The sequence below is a fragment of the Sphingobium amiense genome, assembly GCF_003967075.1.
GTDB lineage: Bacteria > Pseudomonadota > Alphaproteobacteria > Sphingomonadales > Sphingomonadaceae > Sphingobium > Sphingobium amiense.
On sequence record NZ_AP018664.1, the window covers coordinates 2,083,635 to 2,106,667 of the forward strand.

The window sequence follows — 23,033 nt, forward strand, 5'->3', positions numbered from 1 at the left end:
TTTTTCTCTTCAAGCGGCCGGACGCGCATGGGTGCGCGCCCGGCCCTGTTCACGTCATTCCACGATGCTCATCATGGTCATGGCAAGCATTGCGGCTGCAAGTCCAAGGCCAGTCATGACCGCGGGCATGAACCACCAGGGCGGACGGCGCCGGGGGCGCTCGTCCAGCGGATCATCGTCATGGGGCATGGCGTCCCTCCTCTATGCCGACGAAAGCCCGCGCGAAGGCGAGCGGTTCTCTATGGTCAGGCGGCTGAGGGGGGCGCACGGGACCGGCCAGTGCGAAGAAGAGAGACAGGGATGTGGACAGGTGCAGGCCGCATCCCGCCGGACGTGAGCATGACGCGCGCCCCGGCAAACAGGCTCAGCAGCACCGCCAGAATCGCCACGAAGGGCGCGACCCTGCCGTCTGGCAGCCGTTCCGGCGACGCATCGGTGCGGACCGTGGGACGGGTCTTCACCACCACTTCGCTGGTCGCCGGGTTGAAGGCGGAGCCGCGCGTCCGGCTGAGCGGCGGGCCGAGCGGCGCGAGGGCGGACAGCAGCGTGACGGCGATCAGGGTCCAGAGCGCAGCGAGAATCGCGGGGCGGTGGCGCCCGCCTCTTCCCTTCTGCCGGTCTGCACCGCTATGCCGCATCGTCGCTCCTGTATCGTCTGTCCCATAGATAAGGTGCCGGTGCCGTCAAAACCACCCCGCAAAACCGCGCTGGATCGGTTGACAGGGCAGCCTCATTCCACTAACGGGCCACATTCCCGCGCGGGTCGACAGGGCTAGTCCTTGATGAGCTGCGTAAAGCAGATTTGAACGAGAAGAGACAAGCCATGTTCGCTATCGTGCGCACGGGCGGCAAGCAGTATCGCGTCGCCGCCGGAGACAAGATCGTCGTTGAGAAGCTGGCCGGTGAAGCCGGTGACAAGGTTACGCTGGGCGATGTCCTGCTGGCCGGTGAAAATGGCGACCTCAAGGACGCGTCGAAGCTGACCGTCGCCGCAGAGATCATCGCGCAGGCGAAGGGCGAGAAGGTCATCGTCTTCAAGAAGCGCCGCCGCCACAATTATCGCCGCAAGAACGGCCACCGCCAGAATCACACGATCCTCAAGATCGTGTCGATCGCCTGAGCCGTAGCGCAGAATAAGGAGTTTAGGTCATGGCACATAAAAAAGCTGGCGGTTCGTCGCGCAACGGTCGCGATTCTGAGTCGAAGCGCCTTGGCGTCAAGAAGTTCGGCGGTCAGGACGTGATCGGCGGCAACATCATCATTCGCCAGCGCGGCACCCGCGTCTATCCGGGCCGCAACGTGGGCATGGGCAAGGACCATACCCTCTTCGCGCTGGACGAAGGCAAGGTGGTATTCCACACCGGTAAGCTCGGCCGCAAATATGTGTCGGTCGACGCGGTAGCCGAAGCCGCCGAATAACGGACGATCGTATGACGGGTCGTCCTCCGCAAAGGGGCGATCCTCCCGGTGTCCGGACAAGCAGTCCGACACCGGTGTCCGAGGCAACAAGGGGCGCTCCTCATCATGAGGGGCGCCCCTGTTCGCGTTGGGCGACATCCCCCTCGAAAATCCCTCAAGCCCCTGGAACCAAGCGGCTTTTCACGCGTCATGCGGGCAAAGCCGCCAGCCAGAGGCAGCGTCGTCAAGCCGTCATCATGGGCAGCTAACGGCGCATCCGGAGGAGAGAAGAGAATGTTCGCCCGCACCCCGCGCCTGTTGCTGCGTCCCGGCTGGATGGAAGATGCGCCCGCGCTGGTTCACGCCATCGACGACCCCGCCGTCGCACGCAACCTGACGCATGTGCCCTGCCCCTACACGCTGGCCGACGCGGAAGCCTTCCTGTCGATGCCGCAGGACAGCCGCCTGCCGCGCCTGCTCGCCTTCACGCGCACGAACGGCGCGCCGCGCCTCGTCGGCGGATGCGGGCTGCATCTCGACGAGAAGGGCCGCCCCGAGCTGGGCTACTGGATCGCGCGCGCCTATTGGGGGCTGGGTTTCGCGACCGAAGCGGGCCGGGCCGTGCTGGGCATGGCGCGGGCGGCGGGGGTCACGGACATCCGCGCCGGGCACTTCATCGACAATCCCGCGTCGGGCAAGGTGCTGCGCAAGCTCGGCTTTCGCTGCACGGGAGAGACAGCATCGCGCTTCAGCCTCGGGCGCGGCGCGGCGGTCGATTCCCTGATCTTCGAAGAAGGCGAAACCGGCGAAATGAACGACGATCCGGCGATGGAGGTCTATCGCGACGCCATGCTGGCGGCGGCCTGACGCCCGCGCGACATCCCTAACCGGGGGGATTGCGCGGGCGGTCGAACACCCGAGTGGGCTTGCCGCCGTAGAGCGTGTCGGTCAGCGGGGAAAATCCCAGCTTCTCCGCGACCCTGATAGAGGGCGCATTGTCGGGTTCGACGATGCAGCGGAGCGAGGGCGCATCCGCATGGGCGTCTGCCCATCGGATGACGGCGGTCATGGCTTCAGTCGCGATGCCCTTTCCCCACGCCTGCGGCCCCAGCACCCAGCCGGCTTCGGGAACGCCCTCCAGTTCGGGGATGCCGCGCTCCGCGCTGAGCAGGCCCGCTTCGCCCAGGAACGCGCCGCTTTCCCGGTCCTCGATTGCCCACATGCCGTAGCCGAGCAGCGACCACATGCCCGCATAGCGCAGCAGGCGGAACCACACCGCCTGCGCGTCCTGCGCCATCCCGCCGATGAAACGGACGACATCGGCATCGGACCAGAGGCGGCGGCAGGCGGCATAATCCTCCACCCGATGCGCGCGGAGGATGAGGCGGGGTGTTTCGAGAATGGGAGCGCCGGACATAGCAGGATAAGACAGCCCCCGCCCCCCACGGTCAAGCGATGGAGGGCAAGGCACTCTCCATTCGCGCATCCTCATAGGGCGTGTCGGCCAGCGCGATCAGCGCCCGGTCATCCACCTTCCACGGATGGAAACCGGGCAGGAAATAGCCCAGCCATGGCAGCGCTACGCGCCGCACGATGCCGGGCCTCGCCAGCGCATAGTGCAGCAACCCGCCCCATGCGCGAATGCCCGTGATCCCGTCCTGCCGCAGCAGATCCACCATGCCGCGCGCGCGATGGTGGAGGAAATGGCGCGTGACGATCAGCATCATCAGCGACCTGACCCACCAGCGCCTGAGGCGCGGCCAGTCGCGGGTGGCATGGACCCAAGTGTCGTGCGCCACGCCCTTATGCTCGATCTCCTCGACGGCATGCCAGCGCCACAGCGCGGCGAGGTCCGGGTCCGCACCGTCCAGATGGCGCGGATCGCGCAGCAGTTCATGGGCGAGGATGGCGGTGAAATGCTCCAGCGCCATGGTCGCGGCAAGGCGGACGATGGGCGGGCGGCGGTAGGCGAGGTCCAGCACCATGGTCACGTCCGCATCGAGGCGCGATACATCATAGCCCTGATCCGTCACCTGTCGGTTGAAGGCCAGATGTTCGCGGCTGTGGACGACCTCCTGCTTTATGAAAGCAGCGATCTCCTGCCTCAGCTTGTCGGAGGCGCCCTCGCGGAAGGCGCGGACAGAGTCGATGAAGAAGGCTTCGCCGCGCGGGAAGGTGATCGACAGCGCGTTGAAGAAAGCCGTGGCGAAGGGATCGCCGTTCAGCCAATGTCGCTGCATCCTGCGTGCCCGTCCGAAGCGGCGGTCGCGCGGAGTGATGGTGAGGTCGACGGGGGTCATGAGACGCTCCTTTCGATACTGACATTGATGTAAATATGAGATACTGACAATCATGTCAATAAAACGCGGACGCCTTACTCCCGACGAAAGCCGCCTCGCCGCTGTGGAAGCCGCGCGTGCGTTGCTGATCGAGGCAGGCCCGCAGGCGGTGACGCTGAAGGCCGTGGCGGCGCGGATTGGACGAACGCATGCCAATCTGCTGCATCATTTCGGATCGGCGGCGGGATTGCAGAAAGCGCTCGCGGCGCATCTGGCCGAAGTCATCACCGCGAATATCGGCGAAGCGGTGGATGCTGCGCGGCGCGGCGAAGTCAGTCCGCGCACCATCGTCGACATGACCTTCGACGCGTTCGACGCGCAGGGCGCGGGCGCGCTGGCGAGCTGGATGCTCTCGTCCGGCAACGAGGACGCGCTCGATCCGGTGGTGGAGGCGATCCATCGCCTCGTCGACAAGCTGGCCGCCAGCGCGCTCACGCCCAACCTCGCCGGCCTGATCCGCGAGAATACGCTGATGCTGGTGCTGCTGGCGCTGGGCGATTCGCAACTGGGCGGGCCGATGGCGGCGGCGATCGGCCTGTCGCGCGAAAAGGCGCGGGAGATCGCGACGCGCAGCCTTACTTCGGCGCTGCTGGCGGAAGCTGTGACCCATGCGGCGCAGGCCAAGGTTTAACTTTGGCCCATATGGCGCTATGGGCGCGCCATGCATTTCCTCGATCAAGCGAAAATCTATATCAAGTCCGGCTGGGGCGGCCCCGGCGCGGTCAGTTTCCGGCGTGAGAAATATGTCGAATATGGCGGCCCGGACGGCGGCAATGGCGGCAAGGGCGGCGACATCATTTTCGAAGCGGTGGCGGGTCTCAACACGCTGATCGACTTCCGCTACACCCAGCATTTCAAGGCGCAGCGCGGCCAGCCCGGCATGGGCAAGAATCGCTATGGTGCGGGCGGCGAAGACCTTGTCATCAAGGTGCCCGTGGGCACGCAGATCCTGTCCGATCCCACCCCCGTCGACGGGACGGAGGACGAGGAAGACGGCACGATGGAATATGAGCAGGAACTGCTCGCCGACTTTACCGAGGTGGGCCAGCGGCTCGTGCTGCTGCGCGGCGGCGATGGCGGGCGCGGCAACCTGTCCTACAAGACCAGCACCAACCGCGCGCCGCGCCAGCATGGCACGGGATGGCCGGGGCAGGAAATGTGGGTGTGGCTGCGCCTGAAGCTGCTGGCGGACGTCGGTCTTGTCGGCATGCCCAACGCCGGCAAATCGACCTTCATCAATCAGGTCACGAACACCAAGGCGAAGGTCGGCGCATACGCCTTCACCACCACCAAGCCGCAGCTTGGCGTGGTGCTGCACCGCGACCGGGAATTCGTGCTGGCGGACATTCCGGGCCTGATCGAAGGCGCGGCGGAAGGCGCGGGTATCGGTGACCGGTTCCTGGGCCATATCGAGCGGTGCCGCGTGCTGCTGCACCTGATCGACGCAACGGGCGAAGATCCGGTCGAGCAGTTCCGCATCGTGACCGACGAACTGGCGGCCTATGGCGGCGGGCTGGACGAAAAGCCGCAGCTTGTGGTGCTCAACAAGGGCGACCTGCTGGGGCAGGAGCTGATGGAAGACATCGCCGATCAGTTGCGCGAAGAGGCGGATGTGGAGGAGGTCTTCATCATCTCCGGCGCGACCGGCGATGGCGTGGGCACGCTGCTGGACGCGGTGCTGCCACTGCTGGACCAGCCGCCCGAAAACGACGAGGATGAGGAAGCGCCTGCGGCCGAAAAGCCATGGTCGCCGATCTGATCATGGCATTGTCCCTCCCGTTCGGTGTCGCATGACCCACCCCCTCTCCGGCTTCCCCCCTGCCCTCATCCGCCGCCTGGTCATCAAGATCGGGTCGGCGCTGCTGGTCGACGGGGACGGGCAGGTGCGCACCGGATGGCTGCGCACGCTGGTCGGCGACGTGGCGGATCGGCGCGCGGCGGGGCAGCACGTCATCATCGTTTCGTCGGGCGCGATTGCGCTGGGCGCGCGGCGGCTGAAACTGCCCAAGGGCGGGCGCGGCTCCCTGGAGGATGCGCAGGCGGCGGCAGCGACGGGGCAGATCGCGCTGTCGCAATGCTGGGCCAGCCTGCTGGAAGAACGCGGGATCACCGCCGCGCAGATGCTGGTGACGCTGGACGATCTGGAAAACCGGCGGCGCTACCTCAATGCGTCGGCGACGCTGGAGCGGCTGATGGCGCTGGGCGTGGTGCCGGTGGTCAACGAGAATGACAGCGTGGCGACGGCGGAGATCCGCTTCGGCGACAATGACCGGCTGGCGGCGCGCATCGGACAGGCGGCACGGGCCGACGCGGTTGCGCTGCTGTCGGACGTGGACGGGCTTTACACCGCCAACCCGCACGCCGATGCGAGCGCGATGCTGATCGAGACAATAGAGACGATAGACGATGCCATCATGGCGATGGCCGATGGCGGTTCCGCATCGGGCATGGGTTCGGGCGGCATGGTGTCGAAGATTCAGGCGGCGAAGATCGCCACCGGGGCGGGCGCGCACCTCGCCATCCTGTCGGGCAAGGTCGATGCGCCGCTGTCGCACTGGGCGGGCGGCGGCAGGGGGTCGATCTTCCTCGCGGCGCAGGGCAAGGGGGCGCGCAAGGGATGGCTCGCCGGGCGGCTGACGACGCGCGGGCGGCTGGTGGTCGATGCGGGCGCGGAGAAGGCGCTGGGGCGCGGCAACAGCCTGCTGCCCGCCGGGGTGGCGCGGGTCGAAGGCGTGTTCGAGCGCGGGGATGTGGTCGACATCGTGGCGCAGGACGGCCGCGTGATCGCGCGCGGTCTGATCGAATATGACAGCGATGCCGCCGCGAAGATCGCAGGGCGTCGCAGCGAGGAGATCGCCGCGCTGCTGGGCGAAATGCCGCGATCCGTGCTGGTCCATCGCGACCATATGGCGATGGTCTGACTTCATGGCGTTCCGCATTGCAATAACGGGTGCGACGGGCTTCGTCGGGACCGAGGTGCTGGAACAGGCGCTGGCCGAAGGGTTGCGCGTTAATGCGCTGACCCGCAAGGCGCAGCCGCCGCGTGCACGGCTGAAATGGGTGCCGGGGTCGCTGGAGGATGCCGCCGCGCTGGACACGCTGGTGCGGGATGCCGATGCGGTGGTGCATATCGCAGGCGTGGTCAACGCGCCCGACCGGGAGGGTTTCGAGGCGGGCAATGCGCGGGGCACCATGGCGGTGATCGACGCCATGCGGCGGCGGGGCATCCGGCGGCTGGTGCATGTGTCGTCGCTGGCGGCACGGGAGCCGAAGCTTTCCGACTATGGCTGGTCCAAGCAACTGGCCGAGAAATATGTGAAGGCGAGCGGGCTGGACTGGAGCATTGTGCGGCCGCCGGCGATATACGGACCCAATGACCGCGAGATGCTGGACCTGTTTCGCATGGCGCGGCGGGGCATCATGCTGCTGCCGCCGGGGGGGCGCCTGTCGGTGATCCATGTCGGCGATCTCGCGCGGCTGCTGCTGGCGCTGGCGCAGGAGAAGGAAGCGAGCCTGACGCGCACCTATGAGGTGGATGACGGCGTTGCGGGCGGATGGGACCACAAGGCGTTCGGCGCGGAAATCGGGCGGGCGATGGGGCGTCAGGTCAAAACGCTGGCGACGCCGCAATGGCTGCTGTCGCTCGCGGCGCAGGCGGATCGGATGGTGCGTGGCAGGCGGGCCAAGCTGACGCCCGACCGGGTTAGCTATTTCTGCCATCCCGACTGGGTGGTGGGAAAGCGCAAACAGCCGCCCAAGCGGCTCTGGGTGCCGCAGGTGGCGACCGCCGATGGCCTGAAGGCGACGGCGGCGGCCTACCGGGACAAGGGCTGGCTCTGAACAGCGGCCGGACGGGCACGCCGAAGCGACACGCCGAAGTTCACACCGTTGTCGAGGGGTCGGCGACGCAAATCCGCCATTTTCCGTGGACGAGAGCAACGTGACGCGCCGGTGACGCGCCGCCCACGCGCCTGTGACGCGACGGCGAAGCGACGCCGACGCGCCATGGCCGCGACAGTGACGCGTCAGCTATCGCCGGGCGCAGGCTTTTTCGCGCGCTGTTCGGCGAGAAATTCGCTGATCGCCTGCCCGCTGGCGTTGAGCAGCGGATAGGTGCGCGCGTCGCTGAGCCAGTCGGGGCGGCGCGCCGCGCTGCCGTAGAAAGTGTCGTAGACGAGGCTGAAGGCGAGGAAGACGAGCGTCGCGCCGATCAGCCCCTTGACCGCGCCGAACCCCGCGCCGAGCACGCGGTCGACCGGGCCGAGCACCGACTGGCGCGTGCGGCGGCCGATGGCGCGCGCAATGAGCTTGCCGATGCCGAAGGTGACGCCGAAGACGAGCACCAGCGCCAGCACCGCCGCGCCGCCGGGCGTGCCGACGAAGGCGCTGAGCAGTTCGGCGACGGGCGAATGGAACAGGCGAATCGCGAAGATCGCGAGCACCCACGCGATGAGCGAAAGCGTTTCGAGCACGAAACCGCGCATGAGGCCGAGCACGGCGCAACCGCCGATGGCGACGAGGACGAGGATGTCGATGGCGTTCATGCGCCTTGCTGGCTATCCGCGCCCGAGCATCTGGTCAACAAGCTGGCTCAGGGTCTTGAAGCCGCTGACCGCTATGCCCTTGACCCCGTCCGCCGCCGAAGCGGGGATATAGGCCCGGTTGAAGCCGAGTTTGGCCGCTTCGCGCAGGCGCAGCGGCGCATGGGCGACAGGGCGGATCTCGCTCGACAGCGCGATTTCGCCGAAGAGGACGACATCGGCGGCGACGGGCCGTTCCGACAGGGCGGAGATGAGCGCGGCGGCGACCGCAAGGTCGGCGGCGGGATCGCTCAGGCGATATCCGCCTGCGACGTTCAGATAGACTTCCGCCGTCGAGAAGCTGAGGCCGCAGCGCGCCTCCAGCACGGCGAGGATCATCGCGAGCCGCCCGCTGTCCCAGCCGACGACGGCGCGCCGGGGCGTCGCGCCGCTCGACAGGCGCACGACCAGCGCCTGTATCTCCACCAGAACGGGCCGCGTTCCCTCCAGCGCCGGGAAAACGGTCGCGCCCGTCACCGTTTCGTCGCGGTGGGTGAGGAACAGGGCGGAGGGATTGGTGACTTCCTCCAGACCCTCCGCCACCATGGCGAAGACGCCGATCTCGTCGGTGCCGCCGAAGCGGTTCTTGATGGCGCGCAGGATGCGATATTGATGGCTGCGCTCCCCCTCGAAAGCCAGCACGGTATCGACCATATGTTCGAGCACGCGCGGCCCGGCGATGCTGCCGTCCTTCGTCACATGGCCGACGAGGATGAGCGCGGTGCCGCGCTGCTTGGCGAATTTGATGAGTTCCTGCGCACTGGCGCGGACCTGGCTGACCGTGCCCGGCGCGCCTTCGATCAGGTCGCTGTGCATGGTCTGGATCGAATCGATCACCAGCAGCGCGGGCGGCGGGCCGTCGCCCAATGTCGTGAGAATGTCGCGCACGGACGTGGCGCTGGCCAGTTGAACGGGCGCGTTGCCGAGGCCGAGGCGCTGGGCGCGTAGGCGGACCTGATCGGCGGCTTCCTCCCCGCTGATATAGGCGACCGACAGGCCGCGCGCGGCGATCCGTGCCGCCGCCTGAAGGAGCAGGGTCGATTTGCCGATGCCGGGATCGCCGCCGATCAGCGTCGCCGAACCGCTGACGATGCCGCCGCCCAGCGCGCGATCAAATTCGGCGATGCCGGTCGAGGTGCGCGGCGGCAGTTCGACCCGGCTGTCGAGGCCCACGAGCGTAATGGCGCGGCCGCCGCCCTGCAGGTCATGGCGCGCGGAAAAGACGGTTTCGGCCGCTTCCTCCACGATGCTGTTCCATTCGCCGCAATCCTCGCACTGCCCCTGCCACCGGCCCGTGACGGTGCCGCATTGCTGACAGACGAACTTGCGCTTTGCCTTGGCCATGGCTTCGCTATGCCGCTCCGGCGCGAACATTGCAAGAACATAGCAGGAGGCTCTGGAAACATCGGGGCGGCTGACGCATTGATCGGGCATGACCATGATCCGCGTCGCGAGCTACAATATCCGCAAGGCCATCGGAACGGACAGGCGGCGGGTGCCCGAGCGGGTGATCGAGGTGCTGAACGAGGTCGATGCCGACGTGATCGCCCTTCAGGAAGCGGACCGGCGGTTCGGTGTGCGGTCCGCCGCCATTCCGCCGCAGCTTCTGGAGAAAGCCAGCAACTACAAGCCCGTGCCGCTCAATGTTCAGGTCGATTCGATGGGGTGGCACGGCAACGCACTGCTGGTGCGCAAGGAGGCGGAGATCGGCGCGCACGATGTGCTGCACCTCCCCTATCTGGAGCCGCGCGGCGCGACGATGGCCGAAGTCGCGCTCAAGGGCGCGACGCTGCGCGTTTTCGGCATGCATCTCGACCTCTCCGGCCTATGGCGGCGCAAGCAGGCCGCCGCCGTGATCCATGCGGCGGGCCAGCGCGAGGCGATGCCCACGGTGCTGATGGGCGACCTCAACGAATGGAGCGCGGATCGCGGCTGCCTCGCCGACTTCGCACGCCATTACAGCTTCGCGCCGTGCGGGCGCAGCTTTCATGCGCGCCGCCCGGTGGCGCGGCTCGACCGGATCATGCATTGCGGGCGGATGACGCTCAAAGGCTGCGGCGTCCATGAAAGCGCGGCGGCGCGCAAGGCGTCGGACCATCTGCCGATCTGGGCGGATTTTATTGTTCGCTGACGTCAGTCTCCGTTCGTTTCGAGCGTGTCGGGAAACGGTTGGCGCAGCGCCTGAGGCTTCTCGACTTCGCTCGAAGCGAACGGGTTGCATCCCGCCCCGCCCTCTGCGACGCTGCTTCCATGAAGGAGAGGGAATTACGGCTGGCGCTGGTCTGCTATGGCGGGATCAGCCTTGCCGTCTACATGCATGGCATCACCAAGGAAGTGTGGCGGCTGGCGCGGGCGAGCCGGGCCTTTCACGACCATGTTCCTGCCAGCGACGGCAGCGAAGCGGTCTACCGGCAGGTGCTGGAAGCGATCGAGGCGGAAAGCGGCATCCGGCTTCGCGTCATGCCGGATATCATCGCCGGTGCGAGCGCGGGCGGGATCAACGGCATCTTCCTCGCGCAGGCGATAGAGACCGGGCAGTCGCTGGAGCCGCTGACGGACCTGTGGCTCGACAATGCGGATGTCGACCGGCTGCTCGATCCCGATGCGCGGCCCGCGCGGGCGCTCACGAAATTCTGGGCGACGCCGCTCGTCTGGATGGCGGCGCGGCGGCCGGGCGATGCGGTGGAGCGGACGGTCGCGCCCGACACGCGCGAGGAGGTGCGCATGAAGCTGTCGCGCTTCATCCGCTCGCGCTGGTTCGAGCCGCCTTTCGGGGGCGACGTGTTCACCGGGATGCTGATCGACGCGTTCGACGCCATGGAGGCGAGCGAGCGCGGGCCGGCGCTGCTGCCCGAAGGCCATCCGCTCGACCTGTTTGTCACGGTCACGGATTTTGAGGGGCATCCGCAAAGTCTCAATCTCAACAGTCCGCCGCAAGTCATTGAAACTGAACATCGCCTGTCCATCGGCTTTCGGGCGCGGGGGCGCGATGCGCGGGCCTTTGCCGACCCTGTCGAACTGTCGTTCGCCGCCCGCGCGACGGCGAGCTTTCCCGGCGCTTTCCCCCCCTTCACCGTGCGGGAAATGGACCGGGTGCTGAAGCGCCGCCACCGGAGCTGGCCGACGCGCGACGCTTTTCTGGCGCGCGCCCTGCCCCGCCATGCGGCGCGAGGGACAGCGGAGGACGCCGTGCTGATCGACGGATCGGTGCTGGCCAACGCCCCGTTCGCGCAGGCCATCGGCGCGCTGCGTAACCGGCCGTCGCGGCGGGAAGTGGACCGGCGCTTCGTCTATATCGACCCCAAGCCCGGTCATCGTTCGATCCGCCTCAATCGCGAGGGCGAGCAGGAGGATGCGCCGCGCGGCGACGACGCGCCGCTGCCCGGATTTTTCCGCACCATCTTCGGCGCGCTCAGCGACATCCCGCGCGAACAGCCGATCCGCGACAATCTGGAAGCGATCGACCGGCATTCGGCTCGGATTCGGCGAATGCGGCGCATCCTCGACGCGCTGCGGCCCGGCATCGAGGCGGAGGTCGAGGGTGCGGTCGGGCGGATGCTGTTTCTCGACCGGCCGACGCCCGCGCGCCTGTCCGGCTGGCGGGCCAGAGCGCAGCAGCGGGCGGCGGGCGCGGCGGGCTTCGCGTTCCCGGCCTATGGGCATCTGAAACTGTCGGGCATCGTCGAATCGCTCAGCGACCTTCTTTTCCGCCTGTCGGGCGAGGAAAGCGCGATGATGCGGGAGGCATACCGGCAGGCGGTGTGGAGCGAGGTCCGGGCGCGGGGCGCGGATCAACTCGGCGAAGCGAACGGATCGGCGAGCGGGCCGGTGGATTTCTTCCGCGCCCATGACCTCGCCTTCCGCATCCGCCGCCTGCGTTATGTCGCGCGGCGGTTGGCCGAGACGCTGGAGCTGGAGGCGGAGAGCGACGATCCGACGGTGCAGGCGATGCACGACGCCATTTATGGCGCGCTGGCGCTCTATGCCGAATGCGAGGATGCGGATTTTCATGGCGAGGCGGTCGTGGCGGCGGCCAAGGCGGTGCCCACCGATGCGGGCGCGGCGCTGGACGCGGTGGCGGACGCGCGCGGCCTCAAGGCGCGGGACGATGCGGCGGACGAAATGCTGGCCGAAGCCTTTGCCGCCCTGCCCAAGGGCGGCCGCCGCACGATGCTGCTCGCCTATCTCGGCTTTCCCTTCACCGACATCGCGACACTACCGTTGCTTCAGGGTGACACTCTGGATGAATATGATCCGGTGAAGGTCGACCGGATTTCGCCGGAGGATTGCTCCGCCATCCGGGCGGGCAGCGCAGACGTCACTTTGAAAGGCATAGAATTCAATAATTTCGGTGCCTTCTTTAGCAGGGCTTATCGGGAAAACGACTATCTCTGGGGTCGGCTCCATGGCGTCGAGCGGCTTCTGGACATCGTGAATAGTGCAACACCCGTGGCAAGCCGTCTTTCCCCCGAGCGGCTGGCCGACTATAGGCGGGCCGCGTTTCTGGCGATCCTGGAAGAGGAAGAGTCGCGGCTGTCCCATGTGGCCGACCTCATCGCCAGCTTGCGAAAGGAAATCGGGTGAGCGGGCGTTGGATGCTGGTTCCGGTGATGCTGATGCTGGCCACGGCCGGCTGCCGCGACACGTCCGATCCCGTGGCGGAGACCAACAGCACGCCGCCCAAGCCCGTTGCCGTGGCGGAAGCCGCGCCCGAGACACCGCCCCCGCCGCCCGAACCCGTCGCCCTTCCCCGCCCCGGTCCGAAGGTCACGGTGCGCGCGCAGCCCGCGCCGCGCAATCCGCTGGACCTGCCGCCATCGCCCGACGATGGCGCGGTGGAGCCTTTTCCCCGAGAAGTCACCGCTTTCATGGTGGACCGCGACGGATGCGACCATTTCCGGGGAGAGCAGCCCCATGACGCGGAACGGCGCGCCTATATCGACGAGAATGTGACCGAGCTGTGCACCGGCACCGATGCAAGGCTCGCCATGCTGCGCCGCCGCTACGCCGCCGATCCTGCGGTGATCGCCGCGCTCAAGGGATATGAGGACCGGATCGAGGCGCCCGCGAGCTATTGACGCATCAGGCGATGGCGTCGATCGCCTTCGCCATGTCCACGTCCCGCTGCGACAGGCCGCCCGCGTCATGGGTGGTGAGCAGGATGTCCACCCGATTATAGACGTTCGACCATTCGGGATGATGGTCCGCCTTTTCCGCCATGATCGCCACGCGCGTCATGAAGCCGAAGGCGGCGGCGAAATCGACGAAGGTGAAGCGGCGCGAAATGCCGTCCGGCTCCGCCACCGCCGTCCATTGCGGCAGGTCCGCCAACGCCAGCGCGCGCGCTTCATCGCTCAACTTCCCGATCATTCGACCCTATCCCGGCTGTGTGCTTTGGCTTATGTGGCAGCGATGGCATCCGACGGTCAACCGCCCCTCTTCGCGCCCACCGCGCAACAGATCGAGACGCTGGCGCTGGAGGCGCTGTCCCGCCTGCCCCCGCCCTTCAGCGAGCATCTCGCCCATGTCGTCCTCTTCGTCGAGGAATTCGCGGATGAAGACGTGCTCAGGGAGATGGAGATCGACGATCCGTTCGGCCTGACCGGCCTCTATACCGGCCGCCCGGTCGGACAGGACGCGCAGACGGGGGACGCGCCGCCGACCGTGCATCTCTACCGCCGCCCCCTGCTCGACGAATGGGTGGAAACGGGCGTGCCGCTCGATGCGCTCATCACGCATGTCGTAGTGCATGAGATCGGCCATCATTTCGGCCTGTCCGATCTCGACATGCATGTGCTGGAGGACATGGTCGCGCCATGAGCGGCGCGTCCCTGCGGCTTTGCGATGTCGCCTGCCTGCGCGGCGAGCGCCTGCTGTTCCGTGGCGTTTCGCTGGACCTGGCGCCGGGTGGCGCAGCGCTGCTGACCGGACCCAATGGCGTGGGCAAATCGAGCCTCCTGCGGCTGTGCGCGGGGTTGCTGCGCCCCTATGCGGGATCGGTGGAACGCGAAGGGCGGATCGCGCTGAGCGACGAGCGGCTGGCGCTGGATCAGGACGCGCCGCTGGAGCGGGCGCTGGGCTTCTGGGCCGGGCTGGACGGAGCCGTGCCCGGAGCGGTCGGGGCGGCGATGGATTCCGTGGCGCTGGGACCGCTGGCGCAGGTGCCGGTGCGGATGCTGTCCACCGGGCAGCGCAAGCGCGCGATGCTGGCGCGGGTGATCGCGAGCGGCGCGCCGATCTGGCTGCTGGACGAACCGGGCAACGGGCTGGACGATGCGTCGCTGGCGCTGCTGGGCGATGCGGTCGGAGCGCATCTGGCGCGCGGCGGGATCGTGCTCGCGGCATCGCACCAGCCGCTTCCCCTGCCCGCCTGCACGACGATGGCGCTGGGTGACTATCGGCCCGAGGTGGCCGCATGAGGGCGCTGCGGCTCCTGATCGCGCGCGACCTGCGGCAGGCGTGGGCGTCGGCGGGGCTGTGGCTGCCCGTCGCGTTCCTGCTGCTGGTCGCCAGCCTTTATCCCTTCGCTGTGGGACCGGACGCGGCCGTGCTGGCGCGGACCGGCGGCGGCATGATCTGGATCGCAGCGCTGCTCGCCTGCCTGCTGCCGGTCGACCGGCTGATCGCGCCGGACATGGAAGCGGGCGTGCTCGACCAGATCGCGCTGCGCGGCATCGGGGAGGAGATGCTGGTGACGGCGCGGCTGATCGCACACTGGCTGGGGTTCGGGCCGCCGCTGATGCTGGCGAGCCTGCCTGCCGCCGCGCTGCTGAAGCTCGACGCGGGAACGATCCTCAAGCTGGAGGCGGGCCTGCTGCTAGGCACGCCTGCGCTGGCGGCGCTGGGGCTGCTGGTCGCGACGCTGACGGCGGGGCTGCGGTCGAGCGGGGCGCTGGCGGGGCTGCTGGCGCTGCCGCTCGCGGTGCCGCTGCTGATCTTCGGCGCGGGATCGCTGGGCGACGGCAGCGGGGCGGCGATCAAGTTTCTGGGCGCGGCGTCGCTGCTGCTGGTGGCGATCACGCCCCTTGCCGGGGGCGCGGCGATCCGCGCCGGGCGGGAATAGGCATCAGGCGGCGAGTTCCACCCAGACCGGCGCGTGGTCGCTGGCCTTTTCCCGGCCGCGGAAATCCCTGTCCACCTGCGCGTCGATCATGCGGTCGGCAGCGGCGGGGCTGAGCAGCAGATGGTCGATGCGAAAGCCAGCGTCGCGCGGCCATGCGTTCATCTGATAGTCCCAGAAGGTCCAAACGCCACCGCCAGGATGGCGCGATAGCAGCGCATCGGTCCACCCGTCCCCCAGCATACGGCGATAGGCGGCGCGGCTTTCAGGCTGCATCAGCGCGTCGTCGGCCATGGCCTTCACCGAATAGGTGTCCACATCGCGCGGGATCACATTATAATCGCCCGCCAGCACGGCGGGCACTTCCTCCGCCCAGATTTCGGCGGCGCGGGCGCGCAGCCGCTTCATCCAGCGCAGCTTGTAGTCGAATTTGGGGCCGGGCTGCGGATTGCCGTTGGGCAGGTAGATGGAGGCGACGCGCACGCCCTTCACATCGGCTTCGAGATAGCGGCTATGCTCGTCCTCCGCCTCGCCCTCCAGCCCGCGCCGGACCTCGACCGGGGTTTCGCCGCGCGCGAGGATGGCGACGCCGTTGAATCCCTTCTGCCCGTGCCAGATCGCGCCGTAACCGGCCGCTTCTATGTCCTTGACCGGGAAGGTTTCGTCGCTGGTCTTGATTTCCTGAAGGCAGGCGATGTCGGGCCGCGTTTCGTCGAGCCATTCGATCAGGCGCGGCAGGCGGGCCTTGATCCCGTTGATGTTGAAGGTGGCGATGCGCATGGGAAGCGGCGTCACACCGAGAAGCTGGTGCCGCAACCGCATCCGGCGGTCGCGTTGGGGTTCGTGACCTTGAACGCCTGCCCGCCCAGATCGGAGACGAAATCGACCGCCGATCCGCGCACCAGGTCGATGCTGACATCGTCCACGACCAGCGTCACGCCGTCGCGTTCGACCGACAGATCCTCCGGCTCCACGGCTTCGGCCAGACCGAAGCGATACTGGAAGCCGGAGCAGCCGCCCCCTTCCACCGACAGGCGCAGGATCGCTGGCTTGCCCTGTTTGGCGGCAATCGCCGAGACGCGGGCAGCGGCGGATGGGGTAAGGTCGATGTCAGCCATGATGCTTCAGATAGGAGCAAGCAAAAGGCCCGGCAAGCGTTGCTGCCGGGCCTTTGCGAAACTCTTGGACGGAGTGGGGTCAGTCGACCGCCTTTTCATCCGCCTTGGTGGGGCCGCCCATCGCGACGGGCGGCTTGGTGTTCATCGCCACCAGATAGTCGGGACCGGCGACGAAAGGCAGCGGATTGATCGCCGCGCCGTCGACGCGGACTTCATAATGGAGGTGGCTGCCGGTGGAACGGCCGGTCGACCCCATGAGGCCGATGATCTGGCCGCGCTTCACATAGCTGTTTTCAGCGACGAGCAGCTTGGACATGTGGCCGTAGCGCGTTTCCATGCCGCTGCCGTGCGAGATCTGGACGAGGTTGCCGTAGCCGCTGGCCCAGCCCGAGCGGCTGACGATGCCGTCGGCGGTGGCGTGGATAGGAGTGCCGATCGGACCCGGAATGTCGATGCCCTTGTGCATCCGCGCGCCGCCGTTGAAGGGATCGGAGCGGACGCCGAAGTTGGAGGTCAGCGAAAGCTTTTCGACCGGGCGGCCCGAGGGGATGTAGGCGGCGGTTTTGGCGTTGCCGTCCATCCGCTGAAGGCTGGCGAAGAGATTGGAGAAGCCGACGTCGGACGGCCCGAGCGGGCTCATGTTGATTTCGGTCGCGTCGCCATAGGGATCGTCGCTTTCGGCCGCGTGGGCCGGGGCCATCGCACAGAGCGTTCCGAAAACCGCCATGCCGGTGAAAGCCTTGATAACCATATTTGCGGACCGGAACCAAATCGCCCCGCGCGCATTACCCGAATGAAGAACCGACATGCAGACCCCGACTATGTCACCGGAGGCTGTTGCCACTCGGCGCTTGGCTTGTTTCAAATCTTTTGGCGACCTGGATCGCCCCCGCTGAGCGCAGACTGCAAATCCCGGCTCAGCTTGCAAGCGGAACGTAAAAATCTTCGGTTAAACCGGCCTGTCGACGCGCCGAGTCGTTGAATGGCGGCTTCAGAGTCCCACGAAAATGCCGTTTCACAAGGATTTGGTAATGATTGGCGGCGTTCAGCCCCAGTCCGTTCGTCGCCCAGCCGAACCAGTTCGTCCCCGCCGACACATGCCGAATCTCGTCGATCATGATGCGCCGGAGTATCCGCGCCGATGCGCTGTCCCCCACATGCTCGAACCGCTCGACCGTGGCGGGCGTGATGTCGAGCGCGCGGGCTTCCAGCACCATGGGCACGACGGCGAGCCGGGCGAGCGCGTCATGCGCCGTCTCCTCCGCCGCTTCCCACAATCCGTCATGCGCGGGCAACGCACCGTAATGGCTGCCCATCTGCCGCAGCCTCCGGTCGAGCAGGGCGAAGTGCATCGCTTCGTCCGCGCCGACGCGCATCCATTCGTCGGTGAAGGCGGACGGAAATTCTCCCCCGAACCGGCCTATGAGATCGAACGCCAGGTCGATGGCGACACATTCGATATGGGCGAGCGCGTGGAGCATCGCGATGCGCGCGCGGTCGGAGCCGATCCTGCCGCGTTTGGGCATCCGGTTGGCGGGCAGCAGTTCGGGCGCGGCGGGGCGTGCGGGCCGGTCGGGCATCGCGGCGTCGAAGCGGTGCGCGAGCCGCCCGAGGCGCCATGCGCGCGCGACCGCCCGCGCCGCCATCAGCTTGGCCGCAGGATCGGGGGTCAGCAGCACATGGGCGCAGGCCGCGCCGACGCTGGCGATGGAGGGCGGAAGGGTCAAAGCGCCCGCACGGCCTCCAGCACCTCCTGCGCGTGGCCCTTCACCTTCACCTTGGGCCAGACGCGCGCGACATGGCCGCCCGCGTCGAAAAGGAAGGTCGCGCGCTCGATCCCCATATATTTCCGGCCATAGAGCGATTTTTCGGCCCATGTGCCGAACGCCTCGCAGGCCGCGCCGCTTTCCTCGTCCGACGCGAGGATGACGGAGAGGCCGTATTTCTCCGTGAATTTCTTGAGCTTGCCCGGCTTGTCCTTCGACACGCCGATGACGGGGACGCCGGCGGCGGCATAGGCGTCGGCCAGCGCGGTAAAATCCTTCGCCTCGCTGGTGCAGCCGGGCGTATCGGCCTTGGGATAGAAATAGACGACCAGCGGCTTGCCGCGATAGGCGTCGAGCGTGAAGTCCACGCCTTCCGCATCCTTCAGCGTCACGGGGGGTATGGCGTCACCCTTGTCCAGCATCTTCAGGCTCCTGATAGGGGGCGGCGAGCGCGCCCCAGCTTGTCGACACGCATTGCCGCGCCTCCGCGTAGCTTTCAAGCAGCCTGTCCCAAGAGTCAGCCCCGCACGCCCGCGCCACGAGCGGGCGGGTCGCTTCGGGCGGCTCGGTCGAGGCGGGCGAGACGAGGCGGGAAACGATGAGGAAGCGGGTGATGAGGTCGTGCGCGGCGATCAGGCCGGGGGGCAGGTGCCCCGCCGCGACCAGTTCGGCCAGCGCCACCGACAGGTCGGGGTCGAACGCCATGCGATGACGGAACTGAGTCACGTGGATGAGAAATTCGAGATCGACGAGGCCGCCGGGCACCAGCTTCACATCGAGATCGCTGGCGGGCGGTTTGTGGCGGGCGATGTCGCCGCGCATCTTGACCGCTTCGCGCGTCAGGCTGTCGAGATCGCGCGGGCGCTGGAGCGTTTCGTCGAGCACGGCATCGAGCGCGGCGCACGCCTCGGGCGATCCGAACACCGGCCGCGCTCGGGTGAGCGCCAGATGCTCCCACGTCCATGCCTCCTCCCGCTGATAGCGGGCGAAGCTGTCGAGGCTGACCGCGAGCAGCCCCTGCGCGCCCGAGGGGCGCAGGCGGGTGTCGACTTCGTAGAGGCGGCCCGAGGCCGTCTGCACCGAGAGGGCGTTGGTGACACGCTGGGCGAGGCGGTTGAAATATTGCGTCGCGCCCAAGGGCTTTGGGCCGTCGCTTTCGGTCGCGAAATCGCCGGTGAAGAGATAGACGAGATCGAGGTCGGAGGCATGGGTCAGGACGCCGCCGCCCATGCGGCCGAGCGCCAGGATCAGCAGTTCGCCGCCCGGCACCTTGCCATGAGCAGCCTCGAACTCGGCGACGGTGGCGCGGCCCAGCGCCGCGATCGCGGCCTGCGCGACACGGCCATAGCCCCTGCCCCCCTCCAGCGGATCGCCGCCCCGGACGATCTGCGCGCCGATGGCGAAGCGGCGGTCGTTGACGCGCTGGCGCACGCGGTCGAGCAGCGCCTGATAATCCTCGCCCGGCTCCAGCGCGGCGAACTGCGCCGCGAGTTGATCGACAGGCGGTGCGGGGTCGAAGGCGGATGCGTCGATCAGGCCGTCGAGCAGCTCCGCCCGCCGCCCGAGCGCGTCGGCGAGCGTGGGCGCGTGGCTCAATATCTCCGCCAGCAGCGCGACGAGCGCGGGGCGCGCGGCGAGGAGCTTGAAGAAATTGATCGCGCTCGGCAGGCGGCCAATCATGTCGTCGAGCCGGTTGAGCGCGCGCGAGGGATCGGGCGCGGTCGCGAGCGCGCGCATCAGGCCGGGCAGCAGCGCCTCCAGCGCATCGCGCGAGGGCGCACTGCGCAGGGCGCGGATCGTGCCCCCACGCCAGCGCGCGATGCGGGCGAGCGGCGTGTCGGCATCGGCAAACCCCATGTCGGTGAGCTGCGCCTTCAGCCGGTCCTCGTCGCGGGAGAGGGACGCATCCTCCTTCTCCGGCGTCAGGCGGTCGTAGTTGCGGCCGACCCATTCGACATGGGGGCGCAGCAGCCCGATCAGCGTCGCGCCGTCCTCCGCCCCGTGCAGCCGCGCGACATTGTCGAGCGCTTCGGGCGATCTGGGCAACTCGTGCGTCTGCCGGTCCTCGACCATCTGGAGCCGGTGTTCGACGGTGCGGAAAAGGACATAGGCGTCATCGAGCCGCGTGGCGGCGTCCGCTTCAACCACGCCCGCCGCCGCGAGCGCGCGCAAAGCCTCGCGCGTGTTGCCCGACCGGAGCGAAGGATCGCGTCCGCCGTGGATCAACTGGTGCACCTGCGCGAAAAATTCGACCTCGCGGATGCCGCCGCGCCCGCGTTTCAGATCATAGCCCGGCCCGAATGCCTGCCCCTGCGCATAATGGTCGCGGATGCGGCGGCTGATGTCGACGATGGCGTCGATGGCTCCGAAGTCGAGATTGCGCCGCCAGACGAAGGGGCGGATCTGGCGCAGGAAATATTCGCCCAGTTCTCTGTCCCCCGCCGCAGGGCGCGCGCGGATGAAGGCCGCCTGCTCCCAGCCGAGCGCGGTCGATTCATAATAGCCGATGGCCGCTTCCACCGGCAGCGCGATGGGCGTGGCTTCGGGCGAGGGCCGCAGGCGCAGGTCGACGCGGAAGACATAGCCGTCGCCGTCGCGCGCGGTGAGCAGTTCGCTCATGCGGCGGCCGATGCGCACGGCGGCGTCCGCCACATCCTCCCGCTCCCCATGGGGCAGAGTGCGCGGATCGTAGAGCAGTATCGGGTCGATGTCGGACGAATAGTTGAGTTCGCGGCTGCCATGCTTGCCGAGCGCCAGCACGACGAACCCCTTATGCTCGGCGTCGGGATAGCGTTCGCGCATCGCCGTGGCGAGCGCTTCCTCCAGCGCTTCGTCGGCGAAATCGGACAGGGTGCGTGTCACCCGGTCCACGTCCCACGCACCCGCAAGGTCCGCGCCCGCCACCGCCAGCGCCAGCGCGCCGCGCCGCCGCCGCAGCGAGCGAGCGACCGGATCGTCGGGCGCTGCCACGTCCCGAGCCGCGCCGAGCGCCCCTTCGAAATCGCCGTCCCGAAGCGCCCCGGTCACAGAAGGAAAGCGGTCCAGCGCCCGCGCCAGAAAGGGCGAATGCGCCCTGATCCTCTCCTCCGTCGGTGCCCATTGGGTCACATTGACTCTCCCGCCTTTTCGTCTCCGGTTCGGCGCTATTGCCCGCACCAATGCCGATTGCCAGAAACTTTTGTGCAACAAGGCCGTTTGGATGTCATGGACTTACAGGGCAAATCCATCGGCCGATCGGCACCGGGACGGGATGCGGGACGACAGGTCGTCACCGTGCGCAGTCCCGCGCCCTATGAGGGGGTCGGCAATGCTCTGCGCTCCACCTTCGCGCCGACGCGGGAGACGCTGCCCGCCGACATGATGGTGCTGCTGGACAGGCTCGACCGGCATTAGTCCGTCAGCACGGCATTAACCTTTTCCTGCTACGCGAAGCCGTCATTCGTAGCGGAATGGGGTTGGCATGAACTACCGCGTTTTTGCGCTCATCACTCTGGTTGCAGCGCCATTGCTGGCGATCATGGCGGATTCGGTGGCGGGCAGCCGGCACGGGACCGATCGAACCGCGGGACAGGCAGAGCCGCTGGCGCCCGTGCAGTCGCCGCCCCCTGCCCCGATGGCCCAGCCGCAGCCCGCGCCCGAGCCTGCCGCCGTCCTGTCTGCCGCCCCCGCCTTCGGCCAGCCGACCCCCGGCGCCGGGGAGCCGATGCTGCCTCTGGGCGAGACCAATGCGCAGGACGGCGCGCAGAACGTCAGCCGCTAAAGCCTAGATCGCACCGCCGAACGTATCGCACTGCGACGGATCGCCGGTGGACAGCCCCTTGCGCAGCCATTGCATGCGCTGCGCGCTGGTGCCGTGGGTGAAGCTTTCCGGCACGGGCCGACGCCCCGCCGCCCTCTGGAGCGTGTCGTCGCCGATCGCTTCGGCCGCGCGCATCCCTTCCTCCAGATCGCCCGGCTCCATGAGGTTGGTGTCGCGCGCCGCCCAGACGCCCGCATAGCAGTCCGCCTGCAGCTCCATCTTGACCTGAAGCGCATTGCCTTCCGCTTCCGACGCGCGCTGCTGCGCCTTGCGGATGCGGTCGGCTTCACCGGTGACGGTCTGGATATGATGGCCGACCTCATGCGCGATGATGTAGCCGATGGGGAAGTCGCCCGGCGCGTTGAACCTGGTTTCCATCTCGCGGAAGAAGTCGGTGTCGAGATAGATGCGCTGGTCGGCGGGGCAATAAAATGGCCCCATGGCGGACATCGCCGCGCCGCAGCCCGACTGGCCGTTCTGGCTGTAGAAAACCAGCGTCGGCGGCGGATAGCTCTGCCCTTCCGCCTTGAAGATGTCGCTCCAGCGGCGCTCGGTCGATCCCAGGACGCGCAGCGAGGTGCGCTGGACATCCGACAGATCCTCCAGCTTCGGCCTTTCCGTCTGCACCGGCTGGCCGCCGCCTCCGCCGCCCACGAGGCTCAGCGGGTTCATGCCCATCACCGCCATGACGATGAGCACCACGACGATGCCGCCGCAGCCGAACCGGCTGCCGATGAGCGGGAGCAGCATGCCGAGGCCGCCGCCCATTCCGCCGCCAAAGCCGCCGCCCCGGCCGTCCTGCACCTCGAAATGGCTGCTTTCCTGTTCGTCGTCGAGCCGCATTCTGCCCTCCCTGTTCGCCGGTCATTTCCTAGGCGATCCGATCGCAGGAGGGAACTGCCCGACCGGCCGGAAAGTTGCGCGATATGTCCCGATTGTTACGACAAGTTCAGTTGGAATGCCGCGCCCACAT

Annotated in this window: 29 protein-coding genes; 15 read left to right on the forward strand and 14 right to left on the reverse strand. The window is 67.8% G+C overall.

Annotated elements, in window-relative coordinates:
- Window positions 1-54 precede the first annotated feature (54 nt).
- Together SAMIE_RS23985 and SAMIE_RS23575 are read right to left on the reverse strand one after the other, a co-directional pair.
- The gene (locus SAMIE_RS23985) at window positions 55-189 is read right to left on the reverse strand and encodes a hypothetical protein (RefSeq protein WP_267886515.1); all 135 of its coding nucleotides are present in this window, start codon (window positions 187-189) and stop codon (window positions 55-57) included.
- A gap of 56 nt (window positions 190-245) precedes the next feature.
- Entirely contained in the window at window positions 246-638 is a 393-nt protein-coding gene (locus SAMIE_RS23575; RefSeq protein WP_066701432.1) for a hypothetical protein, read from the reverse strand.
- Between the two features lie 185 nt (window positions 639-823).
- On the opposite strand from SAMIE_RS23575, the gene rplU reads away from it, so the two are divergent.
- The 3 genes from rplU (at window position 824) to SAMIE_RS10000 (ending at window position 2,265) form a co-directional block, all read left to right on the forward strand.
- Window positions 824-1,120: a 50S ribosomal protein L21 gene (gene rplU / locus SAMIE_RS09990; protein WP_066701430.1), complete on the forward strand. Its 297-nt coding sequence runs from the start codon at window positions 824-826 to the stop codon at window positions 1,118-1,120.
- 29 nt (window positions 1,121-1,149) lie between these two features.
- The gene (rpmA, locus tag SAMIE_RS09995) at window positions 1,150-1,419 is read left to right on the forward strand and encodes a 50S ribosomal protein L27 (protein WP_066701429.1); all 270 of its coding nucleotides are present in this window, start codon (window positions 1,150-1,152) and stop codon (window positions 1,417-1,419) included.
- Window positions 1,420-1,692: 273 nt separating this feature from the next.
- On the forward strand, window positions 1,693-2,265 hold the full coding sequence (locus tag SAMIE_RS10000) for a GNAT family N-acetyltransferase (protein ID WP_066701427.1): 573 nt from the start codon (window positions 1,693-1,695) through the stop codon (window positions 2,263-2,265).
- Between the two features lie 16 nt (window positions 2,266-2,281).
- Here the strand turns inward: SAMIE_RS10000 and SAMIE_RS10005 are convergent, their stop codons facing one another.
- Together SAMIE_RS10005 and SAMIE_RS10010 are read right to left on the reverse strand one after the other, a co-directional pair.
- Window positions 2,282-2,815 carry a GNAT family N-acetyltransferase gene (locus SAMIE_RS10005; protein ID WP_066701425.1) on the reverse strand — a complete coding sequence of 178 codons (534 nt, stop codon included), beginning with the start codon at window positions 2,813-2,815 and terminating at the stop codon, window positions 2,282-2,284.
- Between the two features lie 31 nt (window positions 2,816-2,846).
- A complete protein-coding gene (locus SAMIE_RS10010) occupies window positions 2,847-3,698 on the reverse strand; it encodes a metal-dependent hydrolase (RefSeq protein WP_066701423.1) in 852 nt (283 codons plus the stop codon).
- 52 nt (window positions 3,699-3,750) lie between these two features.
- Between SAMIE_RS10010 and SAMIE_RS10015 the strand changes: the two genes are divergently transcribed.
- From SAMIE_RS10015 to SAMIE_RS10030, 4 genes are read left to right on the forward strand one after another with little or no spacing between them, the layout of a single operon-like run.
- A complete protein-coding gene (locus tag SAMIE_RS10015) occupies window positions 3,751-4,368 on the forward strand; it encodes a TetR/AcrR family transcriptional regulator (RefSeq protein WP_066701421.1) in 618 nt (205 codons plus the stop codon).
- Window positions 4,369-4,398: 30 nt separating this feature from the next.
- Window positions 4,399-5,496 carry a GTPase ObgE gene (gene obgE, locus SAMIE_RS10020; RefSeq protein ID WP_066701420.1) on the forward strand — a complete coding sequence of 366 codons (1,098 nt, stop codon included), beginning with the start codon at window positions 4,399-4,401 and terminating at the stop codon, window positions 5,494-5,496.
- A 31-nt stretch (window positions 5,497-5,527) separates the two neighbouring features.
- Window positions 5,528-6,658: a glutamate 5-kinase gene (gene proB, locus SAMIE_RS10025; RefSeq protein ID WP_066701419.1), complete on the forward strand. Its 1,131-nt coding sequence runs from the start codon at window positions 5,528-5,530 to the stop codon at window positions 6,656-6,658.
- 4 nt (window positions 6,659-6,662) lie between these two features.
- A complete protein-coding gene (locus tag SAMIE_RS10030; protein ID WP_066701418.1) occupies window positions 6,663-7,577 on the forward strand; it encodes an NAD-dependent epimerase/dehydratase family protein in 915 nt (304 codons plus the stop codon).
- Between the two features lie 185 nt (window positions 7,578-7,762).
- Here the strand turns inward: SAMIE_RS10030 and SAMIE_RS10035 are convergent, their stop codons facing one another.
- Entirely contained in the window at window positions 7,763-8,281 is a 519-nt protein-coding gene (locus SAMIE_RS10035; RefSeq protein ID WP_066701417.1) for a CvpA family protein, read from the reverse strand.
- A 12-nt stretch (window positions 8,282-8,293) separates the two neighbouring features.
- Entirely contained in the window at window positions 8,294-9,661 is a 1,368-nt protein-coding gene (radA, locus tag SAMIE_RS10040; protein WP_066701450.1) for a DNA repair protein RadA, read from the reverse strand.
- 88 nt (window positions 9,662-9,749) lie between these two features.
- On the opposite strand from radA, the gene SAMIE_RS10045 reads away from it, so the two are divergent.
- From SAMIE_RS10045 to SAMIE_RS10055, 3 genes are all read left to right on the forward strand, one after another.
- Window positions 9,750-10,448: an endonuclease/exonuclease/phosphatase family protein gene (locus SAMIE_RS10045; protein WP_066701415.1), complete on the forward strand. Its 699-nt coding sequence runs from the start codon at window positions 9,750-9,752 to the stop codon at window positions 10,446-10,448.
- A gap of 119 nt (window positions 10,449-10,567) precedes the next feature.
- Window positions 10,568-12,901 (forward strand): patatin-like protein, encoded by a 2,334-nt coding sequence (locus SAMIE_RS10050; protein ID WP_066701414.1) that lies wholly within the window; start codon window positions 10,568-10,570, stop codon window positions 12,899-12,901.
- A complete protein-coding gene (locus tag SAMIE_RS10055) occupies window positions 12,898-13,395 on the forward strand; it encodes a hypothetical protein (RefSeq protein ID WP_332004583.1) in 498 nt (165 codons plus the stop codon). The genes SAMIE_RS10050 and SAMIE_RS10055 overlap by 4 nt, the downstream gene beginning before the upstream one ends.
- Before the next feature lie 4 nt (window positions 13,396-13,399).
- Here SAMIE_RS10055 and SAMIE_RS10060 read toward each other — a convergent pair whose 3' ends face one another.
- A complete protein-coding gene (locus SAMIE_RS10060) occupies window positions 13,400-13,687 on the reverse strand; it encodes a 4a-hydroxytetrahydrobiopterin dehydratase (protein ID WP_066701412.1) in 288 nt (95 codons plus the stop codon).
- Window positions 13,688-13,729: 42 nt separating this feature from the next.
- On the opposite strand from SAMIE_RS10060, the gene SAMIE_RS10065 reads away from it, so the two are divergent.
- From SAMIE_RS10065 to SAMIE_RS10075, 3 genes are read left to right on the forward strand one after another with little or no spacing between them, the layout of a single operon-like run.
- Window positions 13,730-14,137 (forward strand): metallopeptidase family protein, encoded by a 408-nt coding sequence (locus SAMIE_RS10065; protein ID WP_066701446.1) that lies wholly within the window; start codon window positions 13,730-13,732, stop codon window positions 14,135-14,137.
- Window positions 14,134-14,736, forward strand: coding sequence for a heme ABC exporter ATP-binding protein CcmA (gene ccmA / locus SAMIE_RS10070; protein WP_066701410.1), 603 nt, complete (start codon window positions 14,134-14,136; stop codon window positions 14,734-14,736). The genes SAMIE_RS10065 and ccmA overlap by 4 nt, the downstream gene beginning before the upstream one ends.
- Window positions 14,733-15,380 (forward strand): heme exporter protein CcmB, encoded by a 648-nt coding sequence (locus SAMIE_RS10075; protein WP_066701409.1) that lies wholly within the window; start codon window positions 14,733-14,735, stop codon window positions 15,378-15,380. The genes ccmA and SAMIE_RS10075 overlap by 4 nt, the downstream gene beginning before the upstream one ends.
- A 3-nt stretch (window positions 15,381-15,383) precedes the next feature.
- On the opposite strand, the gene xth is transcribed toward SAMIE_RS10075, so the two are convergent.
- From xth to SAMIE_RS10105, 6 genes are all read right to left on the reverse strand, one after another.
- Window positions 15,384-16,157 (reverse strand): exodeoxyribonuclease III, encoded by a 774-nt coding sequence (xth, locus tag SAMIE_RS10080; RefSeq protein ID WP_066701444.1) that lies wholly within the window; start codon window positions 16,155-16,157, stop codon window positions 15,384-15,386.
- Window positions 16,158-16,168: 11 nt separating this feature from the next.
- Complete coding sequence (locus SAMIE_RS10085; RefSeq protein ID WP_066701408.1) at window positions 16,169-16,495, reverse strand: HesB/IscA family protein; 327 nt, start codon at window positions 16,493-16,495, stop codon at window positions 16,169-16,171.
- A 79-nt stretch (window positions 16,496-16,574) separates the two neighbouring features.
- Window positions 16,575-17,303 carry a M23 family metallopeptidase gene (locus SAMIE_RS10090; protein WP_174522240.1) on the reverse strand — a complete coding sequence of 243 codons (729 nt, stop codon included), beginning with the start codon at window positions 17,301-17,303 and terminating at the stop codon, window positions 16,575-16,577.
- A gap of 109 nt (window positions 17,304-17,412) precedes the next feature.
- Window positions 17,413-18,222, reverse strand: a complete 810-nt coding sequence (locus SAMIE_RS10095; protein WP_066701407.1) for a ferritin-like domain-containing protein — start codon at window positions 18,220-18,222, stop codon at window positions 17,413-17,415.
- On the reverse strand, window positions 18,219-18,683 hold the full coding sequence (locus SAMIE_RS10100) for a peroxiredoxin (protein WP_066701406.1): 465 nt from the start codon (window positions 18,681-18,683) through the stop codon (window positions 18,219-18,221). Before SAMIE_RS10100 ends, SAMIE_RS10095 begins: the two co-directional genes overlap by 4 nt.
- A complete protein-coding gene (locus tag SAMIE_RS10105; RefSeq protein WP_066701405.1) occupies window positions 18,667-21,369 on the reverse strand; it encodes a bifunctional [glutamine synthetase] adenylyltransferase/[glutamine synthetase]-adenylyl-L-tyrosine phosphorylase in 2,703 nt (900 codons plus the stop codon). The genes SAMIE_RS10100 and SAMIE_RS10105 overlap by 17 nt, the downstream gene beginning before the upstream one ends.
- Before the next feature lie 96 nt (window positions 21,370-21,465).
- On the opposite strand from SAMIE_RS10105, the gene SAMIE_RS10110 reads away from it, so the two are divergent.
- Complete coding sequence (locus tag SAMIE_RS10110) at window positions 21,466-21,654, forward strand: hypothetical protein (RefSeq protein ID WP_066701404.1); 189 nt, start codon at window positions 21,466-21,468, stop codon at window positions 21,652-21,654.
- A 67-nt stretch (window positions 21,655-21,721) separates the two neighbouring features.
- Window positions 21,722-22,021, forward strand: a complete 300-nt coding sequence (locus SAMIE_RS10115) for a hypothetical protein (RefSeq protein ID WP_066701403.1) — start codon at window positions 21,722-21,724, stop codon at window positions 22,019-22,021.
- A 3-nt stretch (window positions 22,022-22,024) separates the two neighbouring features.
- On the opposite strand, the gene ypfJ is transcribed toward SAMIE_RS10115, so the two are convergent.
- Window positions 22,025-22,903, reverse strand: a complete 879-nt coding sequence (ypfJ, locus tag SAMIE_RS10120; protein ID WP_066701402.1) for a KPN_02809 family neutral zinc metallopeptidase — start codon at window positions 22,901-22,903, stop codon at window positions 22,025-22,027.
- Between the last annotated feature and the right edge of the window lie 130 nt (window positions 22,904-23,033).